The sequence below is a fragment of the Amycolatopsis sp. WQ 127309 genome, assembly GCF_023023025.1.
Classification (GTDB): Bacteria; Actinomycetota; Actinomycetes; order Mycobacteriales; family Pseudonocardiaceae; genus Amycolatopsis.
Window position 1 is genome coordinate 9212996 of record NZ_CP095481.1, and the last position, 13685, is coordinate 9226680.

The 13685-nt window shown below is 71.2% G+C and carries 11 protein-coding genes and 1 pseudogene; 2 read left to right on the top strand and 10 right to left on the bottom strand.

The window, feature by feature from the left end:
• Positions 1-5: 5 nt before the first annotated feature.
• The 8 genes and pseudogenes from araA to MUY22_RS40630 form a co-directional block, all read right to left on the bottom strand.
• Positions 6-1505, bottom strand: a complete 1500-nt coding sequence (araA, locus tag MUY22_RS40595; protein WP_247052490.1) for an L-arabinose isomerase — start codon at positions 1503-1505, stop codon at positions 6-8.
• 17 nt (positions 1506-1522) lie between these two features.
• The gene (locus tag MUY22_RS40600) at positions 1523-2200 is read right to left on the bottom strand and encodes an L-ribulose-5-phosphate 4-epimerase (protein ID WP_247052491.1); all 678 of its coding nucleotides are present in this window, start codon (positions 2198-2200) and stop codon (positions 1523-1525) included.
• Complete coding sequence (gene araB, locus MUY22_RS40605; protein ID WP_247052492.1) at positions 2200-3831, bottom strand: ribulokinase; 1632 nt, start codon at positions 3829-3831, stop codon at positions 2200-2202. Before araB ends, MUY22_RS40600 begins: the two co-directional genes overlap by 1 nt.
• 66 nt (positions 3832-3897) lie before the next feature.
• A complete protein-coding gene (locus tag MUY22_RS40610) occupies positions 3898-4929 on the bottom strand; it encodes a LacI family DNA-binding transcriptional regulator (RefSeq protein ID WP_247052493.1) in 1032 nt (343 codons plus the stop codon).
• A 411-nt stretch (positions 4930-5340) separates the two neighbouring features.
• On the bottom strand, positions 5341-6285 hold the full coding sequence (locus tag MUY22_RS40615; RefSeq protein WP_371827708.1) for an endonuclease/exonuclease/phosphatase family protein: 945 nt from the start codon (positions 6283-6285) through the stop codon (positions 5341-5343).
• A 23-nt stretch (positions 6286-6308) separates the two neighbouring features.
• Positions 6309-7232: a D-alanyl-D-alanine carboxypeptidase family protein gene (locus MUY22_RS40620; protein ID WP_247052495.1), complete on the bottom strand. Its 924-nt coding sequence runs from the start codon at positions 7230-7232 to the stop codon at positions 6309-6311.
• 188 nt (positions 7233-7420) lie between these two features.
• A pseudogene (locus tag MUY22_RS40625) lies at positions 7421-8269 on the bottom strand (family 16 glycosylhydrolase); the annotation flags it as partial.
• A 189-nt stretch (positions 8270-8458) separates the two neighbouring features.
• Positions 8459-8704 carry a hypothetical protein gene (locus tag MUY22_RS40630; protein ID WP_247052496.1) on the bottom strand — a complete coding sequence of 82 codons (246 nt, stop codon included), beginning with the start codon at positions 8702-8704 and terminating at the stop codon, positions 8459-8461.
• A gap of 235 nt (positions 8705-8939) precedes the next feature.
• Here MUY22_RS40630 and MUY22_RS40635 point away from each other — a divergent pair, with 235 nt between their 5' ends.
• Together MUY22_RS40635 and MUY22_RS40640 are read left to right on the top strand one after the other, a co-directional pair.
• Positions 8940-10985 carry a phosphocholine-specific phospholipase C gene (locus tag MUY22_RS40635; protein WP_247052497.1) on the top strand — a complete coding sequence of 682 codons (2046 nt, stop codon included), beginning with the start codon at positions 8940-8942 and terminating at the stop codon, positions 10983-10985.
• A gap of 121 nt (positions 10986-11106) precedes the next feature.
• The gene (locus MUY22_RS40640; RefSeq protein ID WP_247052498.1) at positions 11107-12582 is read left to right on the top strand and encodes a cellulose binding domain-containing protein; all 1476 of its coding nucleotides are present in this window, start codon (positions 11107-11109) and stop codon (positions 12580-12582) included.
• A 39-nt stretch (positions 12583-12621) separates the two neighbouring features.
• Here the strand turns inward: MUY22_RS40640 and MUY22_RS49575 are convergent, their stop codons facing one another.
• Positions 12622-12747 (bottom strand): hypothetical protein, encoded by a 126-nt coding sequence (locus MUY22_RS49575; protein WP_256474935.1) that lies wholly within the window; start codon positions 12745-12747, stop codon positions 12622-12624.
• A gap of 75 nt (positions 12748-12822) precedes the next feature.
• Positions 12823-13617 carry an SDR family NAD(P)-dependent oxidoreductase gene (locus MUY22_RS40645; RefSeq protein WP_247052499.1) on the bottom strand — a complete coding sequence of 265 codons (795 nt, stop codon included), beginning with the start codon at positions 13615-13617 and terminating at the stop codon, positions 12823-12825.
• Positions 13618-13685 lie beyond the last annotated feature (68 nt).

Below are 13685 nucleotides of genomic sequence, written 5' to 3' on the forward strand. Positions count from 1 at the left end.
CTTTCTCAGAAGCCTTGAGCCAGCCGGTAGTACGCCTGGTTCCAGCGAATGCGGTCCGCGAAGCCGTGCGGAGTGGTGTCCTTGTCGATCACGAGCAGCTCGACGCCGAGCAGGTTCGCGAAGTCCCGCAGCGTCTCGGTGCCCACCGCCTGGGTGAGCACGGTGTGGTGCGGGCCGCCCGCGGTGATCCACGACTCCGCGGACGTCGCCAGGGTCGGCGCGGGCTGCCACACCGCCCGCGCGACCGGCAGGTTCGGCAGCGGCTCGTCGGGCGGGACGACGTCGATCTCGTTGGCCACCAGGCGGAACCGGTCGCCGACGTCGACCAGGCCGAGGGTGACGCCGGGCCCGGGGGCGGCGTCGAACACCAGCCGCACCGGGTCTTCGCGGCCACCGATGCCCAGCGGGTGGATCTCGCACGACGGCGTCGCGGCGGCGATGCTGGGGCAGACTTCCAGCATGTGCGCGCCGAGGATCTTCGGCGTGCCCGGCCCGAAGTGGTAGGTGTAGTCCTCCATGAACGACGTCCCGCGCCCGGTGCCGGTGCCCATCGCCTTGACCGCGGCGAGCAGCGCGGACGTCTTCCAGTCGCCTTCGCCGCCGAAGCCGTAACCGTCGGCCATCAGCCGCTGGACCGCCAGGCCCGGCAGCTGCCGGAGGCCGCCGAGGTCCTCGAAGTTCGTCGTGAACGCGCCGAACCCGCCGTCGTCGAGGAACTTCCGCAGCCCGGCCTCGATCTTCGCCGCGTACCGCAGCGACTCGTGCCGCGCTCCCCCGGCGGCCAGCTCCGGAACAATGGCGTAGTCCTCGGCGTACCGCTCGAGCAGATCGTCCACATCGGACACGGAGTCCACGATGTCGACCAGCTCGTTGACGCCGTAGGTGTTCACCGAGACGCCGAACCGCAGCTCGGCCTCGACCTTGTCCCCCTCGGTGACCGCGACGTCGCGCATGTTGTCGCCGAACCGCGCCAGCCGGAGGTTCCGGAGGTGGTCGGCACCGATGGCCGCGCGGGCCCACGCGTCGATCCGGGCGACGACGACCGGGTCGGTGACGTGCCCGGCCACGGTCTTGCGCGGGATGCCGAGCCGCGTCTGGACGTACCCGAACTCGCGGTCGCCGTGCGCGGCCTGGTTGAGGTTCATGAAGTCCATGTCGATCGTGGACCACGGGAGCGCCTCGTTGAGCTGGGTGTGCAGGTGCAGCAGCGGCTTGCGCAGCGCGTCCAGCCCGGTGATCCACATCTTCGCCGGCGAGAACGTGTGCATCCAGGCGATCACGCCGACGCACGCGGCGTCGGCGTTGGCCTCCTGCAGCACCCGGCGGATCGACGACGCCTCGGTCAGCACCGGCTTGCCGACGATCTCGGCCGGCAGCCCGCCGGCGCCCGCCAGCAGCTGCTGGATGCGCAGGGACTGGCCGGCGACCTGCTCGAGGGTCTCCTCGCCGTAGAGGGCCTGGCTCCCGGTCAGGAACCAGAGCTGCGGTTTGGCCGCGGAAGTCATCGTTCTCCTCATCGAGATCATTGCTGGCCGTAGACGTTCTGGTACCGGGCGTAGAGCCGGTCGACGTCCTCGGGCGGCAGGGGTTCGGGCGTGCCCAGCTCGAAGGCCTTGTGCACGGTGCGGGCGACGTCCTCGACCATCACGGCCGCCTTGACGGCGTCGCGGGCGGTGCGGCCGACGGTGAACGGGCCGTGGCTGCGCATCAGGACCGCTCTGGAGCGGCTGGTGCGCAGCGTCTCGACGATGCCGCGGCCGATCGAGTCGTCGCCGATCAGCGCGAACGGCCCGACCGGGACGTCGCCGCCGAACTCGTCGGCGATCATCGTGAGCACGCACGGGATCGGCTCGCCACGCGCGGCCCACGCCGTCGCGTAGGTCGAGTGCGTGTGGACGACCCCGCCGATCTCCGGCATCTCGCGGTAGACGTAGGCGTGCGCGGCGGTGTCGGACGACGGCGCCAAGTCACCGTGCACCAGCTCGCCGTGCAGGTCGGTGACCACCATGGTGTCGGCCGACAGGTCGTCGTAGGACACCCCGGAGGGCTTGATGACCATCAGGTCCCGGCCGGGCACCCGCGCCGAGACGTTGCCCGCGGTCCAGATGACCAGCGCGTTGCGGGTCAGCTCGCCGTGCAGGCTCGCTACGGTCGCCCGCAGTTGCGCGACGGTGTCGAGGACTTCGCCGGTCAGGGACATCAGGACCGTCCTTTCGCGACCGCTCGCCGACGGGCCGCCAGGCGGTGCATGACGTCGTTGGCGCCGCGGCCGAAGTAGTCGTGCAGGGTCGTGTACTCGGCGTACAGCTCGTCGTAGGCGGTGACGTGCGCGGGCACCGGCTGGTACACGGCGGAGCGGGCCGAGCCCATCGCCTCGGCCGCCGCGCGGATGTCCGGGTAGGCCCCGGCCGCGACGGCGGCGTGGATCGCGGACCCGAGCGCGGGTGCCTGCGCCGAGCCGACGACCGACAGCGGGAGGTTGGTGACGTCGGCGTAGATCTGCATCAGCAGGGCGTTCTTCGTCAGCCCGCCCGCGACGATCAGCTCGGTGATCGGGATGCCGGCCTCGGTGAACGTCTCGACGATCTTGCGGGTGCCGAACGCGGTGGCCTCCAGCAGCGCGCGGTAGACGTCTTCGGCGCGGGTGGCCAGGGTCTGCCCGACGAGCGCGCCGGAGAGGTCGTGGTCGACCAGCACCGAGCGGTTGCCGCTGTGCCAGTCCAGCGCGAGCAGGCCGTGTTCGCCGACCTCCTGCCGAGCCGCGAGCCGGGTGAGCTCGTCGTGGCTTTCCCGGGCGAAGTGCTCGGCGAACCAGCCGAAGATGTCGCCGACGCCGCTCTGGCCGGCTTCGTACCCCCACAGCCCGGGCACGATCCCGCCGTCGACGACGCCGCACATGCCGGGGACCTCGCGCAGGTCGGCGCCGTTGAGGACGTGGCACGTCGAGGTGCCCATGATCGCGACGAGCTGCCCGGGTTCGACGGCCCGCGCGGCGGGCGCGGTGACGTGCGCGTCGACGTTCCCGACGGCGACCGCGATCCCCTTGGGCAGGCCGGTCCAGGCGGCGGCCTCGGCGGTGAGGGACCCGGCGCGCGAGCCCAGCTGCCCGAGCGGGTGGTCGAGCTTGTCGGCCACGAAGGACTCGAAGCCCGGCGCGAGCTCGCGGAGGAAGTCGCGGCTGGGGTACTGGCCGTCCTGCAGGATGCCCTTGTAGCCGGCCGTGCAGGCGTTGCGGACGTAGGTGCCGGTCAGCTGCCAGACGATCCAGTCGGCCGCCTCGACCCAGTGGCGCATCGCCGCGTAGACGTCCGGCGCCTCCTCGAACACCTCGAGGCCCTTGGCGAACTCCCACTCCGACGAGATCAGCCCGCCGTAGCGCGGCAGCCACTTCTCGCCGCGCGCCCGGGCCAGCTCGTTGATCCGGTCGGCCTGCGGCTGGGCGGCGTGGTGGCGCCACAGCTTCACGTAGGCGTGCGGGTTCTCCGCGAACGCGGGCAGCTCGCACAGCGGCGTTCCGTCCACTGTGGCCGGAACCATCGTGCAGGCGGTGAAGTCGGTGGCGACGCCGACGACGTCGGCGGGGTTCGCACCGGCGTCGGCCAGCGCGGCGGGGACGGCGGTGCGCAGGACGTCGACGTAGTCCGAGGGCACCTGCAGCGCCCACTCCGGCGGCAGCGCCCGCCCGGTCGCCGGGAGCTCGCGGTCGACGACGCCGTGGCGGTACTCCGTCACGGCGCTGCCCAGCTCGGCACCGTCCCGCACGCGCACGACGACCGCGCGCCCGGAGAGCGTGCCGTAGTCGACGCCGACGACGAGGGGTTCTGCTGACACTGCCGGTTCACTTCCTTTGTTAGCGCTAACAGTCGCAGGGGACACACCGGGATCGGCCGGGGCCCGCTATCGCGGTCCGGTGCTCTCGCGCACGATCAGCTCGGGCGCGACCAGCGCGCGGTCGTGCCGTTCGCCGCCGCTCATCCGCGCGGCGAGCAGGCCGAACGTGCGCCGGCCGAGTTCGATGAAGTCCTGCCGGACCGTGGTCAGCGGCGGGGTGAAGTACGCCGCCTCGGGCACGTCGTCGAAGCCCGCGACGCGGACGTCGCGTGGCACCGAGATCCCGGCTTCGGCGAACGCGCGCAGCAGGCCGAGGGCCATGTGGTCGTTGCCGGCGAAGACGGCGTCCAGGTCCTTTTCCCCGGCCAGCACCCGTCCCGCGTCGTAGCCGGAGCGCGAGCTCCAGTCGCCGCGGACGACCTTGGGCACCGGGGCGCCGTGGCGTTCGAGGGTCTCGCGCCAGCCGGCCTCGCGGTCGCGGGCCTCCAGCCAGTCCTCCGGTCCGGCGATGTGCCAGACCGTGCGGTGCCCCAGGGCGAGGAGGTGTTCGGTGGCGCGGCGGGCGCCGTCGCGCTGGTCGACGGCGATCACCGGGACCGGCGCGTCGTCCCCGCCGCCGACGGCGACGACCGGGATGTCCTCGGGCGCGGCCTCCAGGGCCCGCCCGGCGGTGACGTGCGGCGCGATGACGATGATGCCTTCGACCGCCTGGCCGCGCAGGTTCTCGACGGCGTCCGCGATGGACGACCGGCCGGGGCGGCTGACGCTGGAGATCGTGATCGCGAACCCGGCTTCGCGGGCGGCGTTCTCGATGCCGTAGAGCGTACTGGCCGGACCGTACAGATTGGACTCGAGCGCGAGGACGCCGAGGGTGCCGGTGCGCCCGGTGACCAGCGCGCGGGCCGCGGAGTTCGGGCGGTAGCCCAGTTCCTCGATCGCGGCGAGCACCCGGGCGCGGGTCGCGGGCCGCACCGGGCCGGTCCCGTTGATGACGCGCGACACGGTCATGTGCGACACCCCGGCGCGGCCGGCGACGTCGGTCAGGCTCGGCTGCCGAGTCCCGTTGAGGGAGCCGCCAGGGCGGGATCGTTCGGCCACCGACTGCCCCTTTCGTCCACATCGGCGTGGTCCCCGTCACTCGTTCAGGTGACGGCGAGGAGTCAGTGTTAGCGATAACACCGATCGGGTCAAGCCCGGCCCGCGTAACGGTCTCGTCACGTGCCCCGCCGGTCCACCGGCGATTTCGACGCGTTCGACCAGCAGTTTCGGTGAAAGACTGACCACCACCGGCCACGACCGCCGTGTTCAAAGCCGGAACCGCCGTGTTCAGACCCGTAACCCACGTGATCAAGGCCGGAACTCACGTGATTGGAGCCGGAACTCGCGAGTTACGGCTCCAATCACGCGAGTTCCGGGCCCGATCACGCGGGTGACGGGCCTGATCACGCGAGTTCCGGGCCTGATCACGCGGGGAAACAGTGTTCTAACACTGTTTCCCGCTCACGACGGTTACAGGGTCAGGGTGGCGGCTACCGGGAGGTGGTCGGAACCGGTCGAAGGGAGGGTCCAGGCCGCCACCGGGCGGACGCCCGTCACGAAGATCTGGTCGATCCGGGCCAGCGGCAGCGAAGCCGGCCAGCTGAAGCCGAAGCCGTCGCCCACTTCATCCTGGGCCGACTGCATGCGGCTCGTGATCGGGGTGAGGGCGCGGTCGTCGGTCGTGCCGTTGAAGTCGCCGACCAGGACCTTGCGCGGGGCGGGGTCGGAAGCAACAGCGTCGGAAAGCAGGCCCAATGCGGTGTCGCGGCCGTTCGCCGTGAAGCCCGAGTCGAGCCGCACCCGCACCGACGGCAGGTGCGCCACGTACACCGCGACCGGCCCTTGTGGACTGTCCACTGTGGTCCGCAGGGCCCGGGTCCAGGGCATGATCGCCACCGGTTCCGTGTCGTGGATCGGGTAGGTGCTCCAGATCCCGACCGTCCCCTGCACCGAGTGGTGCGGGTACGCGGCGGCGAGCGCGTCCTCGTACTTCGGCACCTCGGACCGCTTCAGCTCCTCCAGCGCGATCACCTGCGCACCGGACGCCGCCAGGGCACGCGCGGTGCCCGCCGGGTCCGGGTTCTCGTCGTTGACGTTGTGCGAGACGATCGTGAAGTTCCCGCCGCTCCCCCGCTTGTCGAAGACGCGGCCGCCGAACGACGCGCCCCAGACGAGCGCGGGCAGCAGCAGCGCCACCAACGCCAGCGCCGAACGCCGGATCAGCGCCGCCACGAGCAGCGGGACCACGAGCAACCCGACCCACGGCAGGACGGTCTCCAGCAGCGAACCGGCGTTGCCCGCCCAGTTCGGCACCAGCGGGTGCGCGAGCAGCAGCACCGCCGTCAGGACGGCGAACACCGCGATGACGCGGCCGCGTCGCCAGGGTCCCGGAAGACGCTCCGGCGCGGGCGGCACGATGGTCGGTTCGGTCACCGCGGTCACCGGGTCGCCGCCGGGAGCTCCCGCTGGATCGCGGCGATGAGCGTCTCGCTGGTGGCCAGCGCGGCCTGCAGCCCGGCCGACGGCGTCCCACCGGGGTTCTGGTGCAGCACCACCCCGAGGATCAGCGCGCCGCTCGACGCCCGGGCCGCCCACATCAGCGCCCCGCCGGCCGCGGTCGACGAGCCCGTCTTCAGCCCGATCACGCCGGAGCGGCCGAGCAGCGTGTTCGTGTTGACGACCGCGCCCGGCACGCCGTCGACCCTGAGATTCGGCGTCGCGACGATCGAACGGACGGTGTCGTCCTTCATCACCTCGCGAGCGAGCCGCAGCTGGTCCTCGGCGGTGCTCGTCGTGGAGTCTTCGACGCCGCTGGCGCCGGTGTACGTGGTGTTGCCCATGCCGAGCGCCGCGGCTTCGCGGTTCATCTTCGCGACGAACGCGTCCTGGCTCCCGGCGTCCCACCGGGCCAGCAGGCGGGCGACGTTGTTGCCGGACGGGATGAGCATCAGGGCCAGCAGGTCGCGTTCGCTGAGGGTGCGGCCCGCGCGAACCGGCGCGGACGACTCCTCGGCCGACGTCGACTCGGTCTCGGCCTGCTGGTCGACGGTGATCCGCGGGCCCGCGTCACCCGGGGCGAGCGGGTGGTCCTTGAGCACGACGTAGGCGGTCATCACCTTCGTGACGCTGGCGATCGGCACCGGCGTCCGCTCGCCGCGGCTGCCGAGGGTGCCCAGGCCCTGGACCTCGGCGCTCGCCTGGCCTTCCGCGGGCCACGGCAGCGGCAGGTCGACGGCCGGGCGGGCCGGTTTCGCCTGCCCCGCCACCGACGGCGGGAAGACCACCCAGCAGGTCGCGGCGAGCGCCACCGCCGCCGCGGCGGCGAGGCCGCCGGCGACCGGCGGGATGCGAAAGCGGGCCATGGATCTCCTCCGGGTGCCGGGGTGCACTGGTCGAGCGCACACCGATCACCCTGTCCGGAGAAGATCGCCGTCCCGTCGGGGTTGTTCGACAGGTCTGAACCAGAAGTGTCCCGGTTCTGTACCAAAAGTGGCGCGGGAGGCCCTCTGCCGCGCGCACGGCAGAGGGCCCGCCCCGCACCGCGCGATCAGCTCACGTGGACGTAGTCCACGACGAGCTGCTGCGGGAACTGGGTGCTGCCGTCGGGGTCGCCGGGCCAGTAGCCGCCGACCGCCAGGTTGAGGATGAGGAAGAACTCGTGGTTGAACGCCCACTGGTTGCCGCCGACGTCGGCGGGCGTGCGGGTCTGGTAGGCGTTCCCGTCGACGGACCAGACGATCTTGTCCGTGGACCAGTCGATCGCGTAGGTGTGGAAGTCGTCGGAGAAGTTCGGCCCGCTGTAGGGCGCGCCGATCCCGGCCGAACCGGAGTAGCCGGGGCCGTGGATCGTGCCGTGCACGGTGTTCGGCTCGAACCCGACGTTCTCCATGATGTCGATCTCACCGCAGTTGGGCCAGCCGGCGCTGCCGATGTCGGTGCCGAGCATCCAGAACGCGGGCCACATGCCCTGCCCGCGCGGCAGCTTCATCCGGGCTTCGATGTGCCCGGAGGACGCGGCGAACTTGCCGGAGCTGTTGAGCCGCGCCGAGGTGTACTCGCAGGGCCCGTACCAGCAGTTGTTCCCGCTGCTTTCCTTCTTCGCGGTGATCACGAGGTGGCCTTGGCCGTCGAGCGCCGCGTTGGCGGTGCCGTCGGTGTACCACTGCCGTTCGTGGTTGTTGACGTTGTCCCCGGTCTCGTGGCCCCACTTCGACCCGTCGACGCCGGCACCGGCCGGGCCGTCGAAGTCGTCGCTGAAGCTGGCGAGCAGGTTGGCGGGGACGGCCGAAGCGGCCTGGCTCTGCGGTGCGGCCACCAGTGCGCCGGCCACGAGCAGCGCCGCGGGCGCCACCAGCAGGCGGGCGGTCCGCCGCCATCGGGCGGAGTTCTCGGTCGACATCGTTGTCGCCCCTCTCGGTCCGCGGGCGACGGCTGGCGGCTCACCGGCACCCTATTTGTTGTGGATGGCAACAAAGTATCCACGGGTGTCTGGCGAAGAACAAGGCTAACCGGTCGGACATTTTCCGACGAGTACCCGATGGTCCGGACCATCGGGTACTTTCGGGCAATCGGTGCCGGTCGGAGCGGCTCAGCGCTGGATGCAGTCCAGTCCGAGGCCGGCCACAGTGGCCACGTACCGGCAGACGTGCGACGCGTGCTCGGCGTCGGTCGCCGCGCAGTTCAGCGGCGTGCCGAGCAGGTCGACCGCGCAGTAGGCGTAGAACTGGTCCGGATTGCCCGGTACAGGGTCCGCCGACGCCGGTGCCGCCAGCCCGACGGCCGCGGAAACGGTGAGCGCGGCCGCGGCCGCGATGGCGGCGATACGATTCCTCATGGTGCTCTCCTCCCGGAATTCCCCTGCACGCCAGGGGTTTGTGCTGGGAGGGATTCCCCGCGCCACACCGCTTCACCTCCGGGTCACCGGAAAGTGTCACGGGACGGCACCGCGAACCGAACAGAACATGAACACTGGATGCACGATTACGTCCGAACGTAGGTAGTTACGAGCAGCTTCGATCACTTAGGCTGACCCCCGCTGCCCTGCCGAGGTCCCCCTGGAGGCTCCTGTGATGGCCGACCCGCACCGTTCCGGACTCACCCGCCGCAGCTTCCTCGGCGGTGTCGCCGCCGCCGGCGCCCTCGGCGCCCTGCCGCCGGGCATGGCTGAGGCGCTCGCCGAACCGCGCGCGAGCGGCAGCCTGTCCGACGTCGAGCACGTCGTGGTCCTGATGCAGGAGAACCGCTCGTTCGACCACTACTACGGCACCATGAAGGGCGTCCGCGGCTTCGGCGACCGCTCGGCGATCGTGCAGCCGAACGGCCAGGACGTCTTCCACCAGCCCGACTCCGGCCGCACCGACGGCAAGTACCTGCTGCCCTTCCGCGTCGACACGTCCAAGGTGGACGGTCAGGACCTCGGCGACCTCGGCCACGGCTGGGCCGATCAGCACCAGGCCATCGCCGGCGGCGCGAACAACGCTTGGGTCCCCGCCAAGGGCGAGATGACCATGGGGTACTTCGGCCAGGGCGACATCCCGTTCCACCGGGCGCTGGCCGACGCGTTCACCGTCTGCGACCACTACCACTGTTCGGTGCAGGGCCCGACCACTCCCAACCGGCTCTACCTGTTCACCGGCACGATCGACGCCGATGGCAAGGCCGGCGGCCCGGCGAACTACAACCCGGCCGACTACAAGCCGGTGTTCAGCTGGACGACCTACCCGGAACGCCTGCAGCAGCACGGGGTTTCGTGGAAGGTGTACGCCAGCAAGGAGGTCGGCGACGCGGGCGGCTCGTTCGTCGGCGACTACGGCGACAACCCGCTCTGGCTGTTCAAGGCCTACCACCAGGACTACGCCAGCGAACTGTCCAAACGGGGCAGTGTCTTCAAGACCTGGGGCCCGGATTCCGGGAAGGGCAAGGACGTCAACCACGTCCTGTCGGAGTTCACCGCCGACTGCGCGAGCGGGTCCCTCCCCCGCGTCTCGTGGATCGTGGCGCCCTACGGTTATTGCGAACACCCCGAGGCGCGGCCGGTCGACGGCGCCGCGTACACCCAGACCGTGCTGAACGCCTTGTGGGCCAACCCGAAGCTGTGGGAGTCCACAGTGGTCCTGATCAACTACGACGAGAACGACGGCTTCTTCGACCACGTCGCCCCGCCGATCGCGCCGTCGGGCACCGCGGGCGAGTACGTCGGCGGCCAGCCGATCGGGCTCGGCGCCCGGGTGCCGATGACGGTGATCTCGCCGTGGAGCCGCGGCGGCTGGGTCAGCTCGGAGGTCGCCGACCACACGTCCGTGATCCGCTTCCTGGAGCGCTGGACCGGCGTCGCCGAGCCGAACATCAGCGCGTGGCGCCGGGCGCTGTGCGGTGACCTGACGAGCTGCTTCGACTTCGGCACCGCCGACGTCCGGATCCCGCTGCTACCCGACACCGCGGCACTGCGCAAGCAGGCCGACGACACCCAGCGCAAGCTGCCGAAACCCGCGCCGCCGGCGACCGGGAAGCAGCAGGCGCCGGTGCAGGAAGCGGGCACCCGCCCGGCCCGCGCGCTCCCCTACCAGCCGCTCGTGACGACGTCGCTGAGCGCCGACCACCAGATCCTGACCACGACGTTCGCCAACCAGGGCACCGCGGCCGTCCAGCTCACCGCGTACCGCAACGACGGGCAGACCGACGGCCCGTGGGGCTACGACGTCGCCGCCGGCAAGCAGGTCAGCGACACCTGGCGGATCCAGGCCTACGGCGGCGGCAAGTACGGCGTCGCGGTGCACGGGCCGAACCGGTTCCGCTGGGTCTTCGCCGGGGACGCGAACAGCGCGGGCGCCGGGGTCGACGTCACCGCGGGCTACACCGCCGAGCACAAGCTGCGGCTGACCCTGCGCAACGGCGGCACGACGGCCGTCAAGGTCACGGTGACCGCGAACCACTACCGCACCGACGGGCCGTGGACGTACGCGCTGGCCGCGGGCCAGACGGTGACCGACGACTGGAACGCCGTCAGCTACGGGTCCGGCTGGTACGACCTCTCGGCCACGCTCGACGCCGACCCGAAGTTCCTGCGCCGGTTCAGCGGGCACATCGAGACCGGCTCGCCGAGCGTCACGGGGTAGTCGTTCACATCCGTGATGAGCGTTCAGTTTGTTGACGCATGTCACATCCGTGACCTATAAAGGGACAGTCCGGGTGTACGCCGCAACACCTCCGCTGTAACCCCTCTCCCGGAGGTCACGGGTGTCCCGACGAAGTCCGCTCCGCCGTGCCGCTTTCCTCGGCGCCGCAACCGTTGCCGCCACTGTCGCCGCCGTCGCGCTCAGCGGCGGCGGCCCCGCGCAGGCCGCCGCGGCGAACCTGTCCGCCACCTTCGCGCAGACCTCGGTCTGGACCGGCGGATACGGCGGCGAGTACACGATCGCCAACCGCGGCGACGCGGCTTCCACCGGCTGGACCGTCGAGTTCGACCTGCCCGCCGGGTCGTCGGTGAGCAGCTCGTGGAGCTCGGTGAAGACGCAGAGCGGGCAGCACTACAAGTTCACCAACGCCGGGTTCAACGGCACGGTCAAGCCCGGCGCCACCGCGAACTTCGGCTTCAACGTCGCCGGCGCCGGCGTGCCCGCCGCGTGCACGATCAACGGCGCGTCGTGCGCCGGCGGCGGCCCGGTCACGACCACGCCGACGACCCCGACGACGACCACCACGCCACCGCCGACCACGACGACCACTGCGCCGCCGAGCGGTGACACCGTGAACGTCTCGACGGCCGCCCAGCTGCAGGCCGCGCTGGCGAACGCGGCGCCGGGGCAGGCGATCAAGCTCGCGGCCGGCACGTACCGCGGCTCGTTCGTCACGACGAAGGCGGGCACGGCGGCGAAGCCGATCACGCTGTCCGGCCCGGCCGGCGCCATCCTGATCAACGACGGCCCGAGCGGGGACGCGCCGGACTGCCCGGTGCCGACCGCGGGCTGGGACTCCGGCTACGGCCTGTGGCTGTCGGGCGCGCCGTACTGGAACCTGACCGGCTTCACCGTGCAGGAGGCGAAGAAGGGCATCGTCGTCGACAACTCGCCGCACACGACGATCGACGGCGTGAACGTCAACCACGTCGACGAGGAGGCGGTGCACTTCCGGCGTTCGTCGGCCGACAGCGTGCTGAAGAACTCGACCATCACCTACACGGGCCTGGTGCAGCCGGGTTACGGCGAGGGCGTCTACCTCGGCTCGGCCAACTCGAACTGGGCCTGCCACGGCAACTCCGGCGGCGTCGACCGCGGCGACCGGATCCAGGTGCTGGACAACCACATCGGCCCGTTCATCGCGGCCGAGCCGATCGACGTCAAGGAAGGCACCACGGGCGGGCTGATCCGCGGCAACACCTTCGACGGCCGCGGCATCTCCGGCGAGAACTCGGCGGACTCGTGGATCGACGTCAAGGGCATCGGCTACACGATCGAGAACAACACGGGCACGTTCGCCCCGCCGGGCGTGTTCGCCAACGGCTACGAGAACCACAACACCAGCACGTCACCGTCGTTCGACAACGGCTGCGGCAACGTCTGGCGCAACAACAAGTCCGACCTCGGCGGGGTCGGCGCCTACGCGATCAAGATCAGCTCGGTCTCGAAGTGCGCGGCCAACCCGAACGTGGTGTACGCGTCGAACACGGTCACGAACGCGACGTCCGGCCTGACGAACATCACCGTCACCCCGTAGCGGTCCGCCGTCGCCGGGTGCCTCCCGGCGGCGGCCCCGTCAGAGGTGCATGGCCAGCCAGAGCGCTATCCAGGCGGCGGCCACCAAGGCCGCGACCATCACCGCTCCGAAGAGCACCCGCCGTACGGCCACTGGTGTCCTGGTCTGCTCCATACCGATGATCATGAACCACTCGACCGGATCCCGACAGGCGGCGCGCTCGACCGGGCGACCCCCGCGCGGGGTACCCCGGCAACCCACTCACGGCACGATCGAGTCCACGTACCCGCCGTCGACGCGGACCGCCGCGCCGGTGGTCGCCGACGCGAACGTCGAACTCAGGTACACCACCAGGTTCGCGATCTCCTCGGGCTCGATCAGCCGCTGCAGCAACGACTGCGGCCGGTGCTTCTTCATGAACTCGCGCTGGGCCTCGTCCCACGGCAGGTCCTTGCCGACCAGTTCGTGGACGAAGTCCTCCACGCCGCCGGTGTGCGTCGGGCCCGCGATGACCGCGTTGACGGTGACGCCGGTGCCGGCCGCGTGCTTGGCGAACCCGCGGGAGACGCCGAGCAGCGCCGTCTTCGACACTCCATAGTGGATCATCTCGGCCGGGATCACGATCGCGGAGTCGCTGGCGATGTACTGGATCCGGCCCCAGCCGCGCTCGGTCATCCCGGGCAGGTAGGCGCGCGTGAGCCGGACAGCGGCGAGGACGTTGACCTCGAAGTAGCGCCGCCAGTCGGCGTCGGTGATCTCGAGGGGCTCCTGGGCGCCGAAGATGCCGAGGTTGTTGACGAGGATGTCGGCGTCGGGCACGGCCTCGACGACCTGGGCCGCGCCGGCCTCCTCCGAGACGTCCCCGTGGGCGGCGACCAGGTCGGCGTCGGGCAGCTCCTGCTTCAGCCGCGTGATGGCGGCCTGGACGCTGTCGGAGCCGCGGCCGTTGATCGCGACCCGCGCCCCCGCGGCGGCCAGCCCCTTCGCGATCGCCGACCCGATGCCCTGGGTGGACCCGGTGACCAGTGCTGTCTTCCCACTGAGGTCGACCCGCATGCGTGAAAGCCCTTTCTCGCGTCACCGTGCTTCCGGCCGATTGAAGCACAGCCTCCGCGCGCCCACCG

Bases quoted from the DNA above. Each gene is read 5' to 3' on its own strand.
- MUY22_RS40630 (WP_247052496.1), bottom strand. From the start codon at position 8,704: ATGAGGAATCGTATCGCCGCCATCGCGGCCGCGGCCGCGCTCACCGTT.
- MUY22_RS40620 (WP_247052495.1), bottom strand. From the start codon at position 7,232: ATGGCCCGCTTTCGCATCCCGCCGGTCGCCGGCGGCCTCGCCGCCGCG.
- MUY22_RS40645 (WP_247052499.1), bottom strand. From the start codon at position 13,617: ATGCGGGTCGACCTCAGTGGGAAGACAGCACTGGTCACCGGGTCCACC.
- MUY22_RS49575 (WP_256474935.1), bottom strand. From the start codon at position 12,747: ATGATCATCGGTATGGAGCAGACCAGGACACCAGTGGCCGTACGGCGG.
- MUY22_RS40600 (WP_247052491.1), bottom strand. From the start codon at position 2,200: ATGTCCCTGACCGGCGAAGTCCTCGACACCGTCGCGCAACTGCGGGCG.
- MUY22_RS40635 (WP_247052497.1), top strand. From the start codon at position 8,940: ATGGCCGACCCGCACCGTTCCGGACTCACCCGCCGCAGCTTCCTCGGC.
- araA (WP_247052490.1), bottom strand. From the start codon at position 1,505: ATGACTTCCGCGGCCAAACCGCAGCTCTGGTTCCTGACCGGGAGCCAG.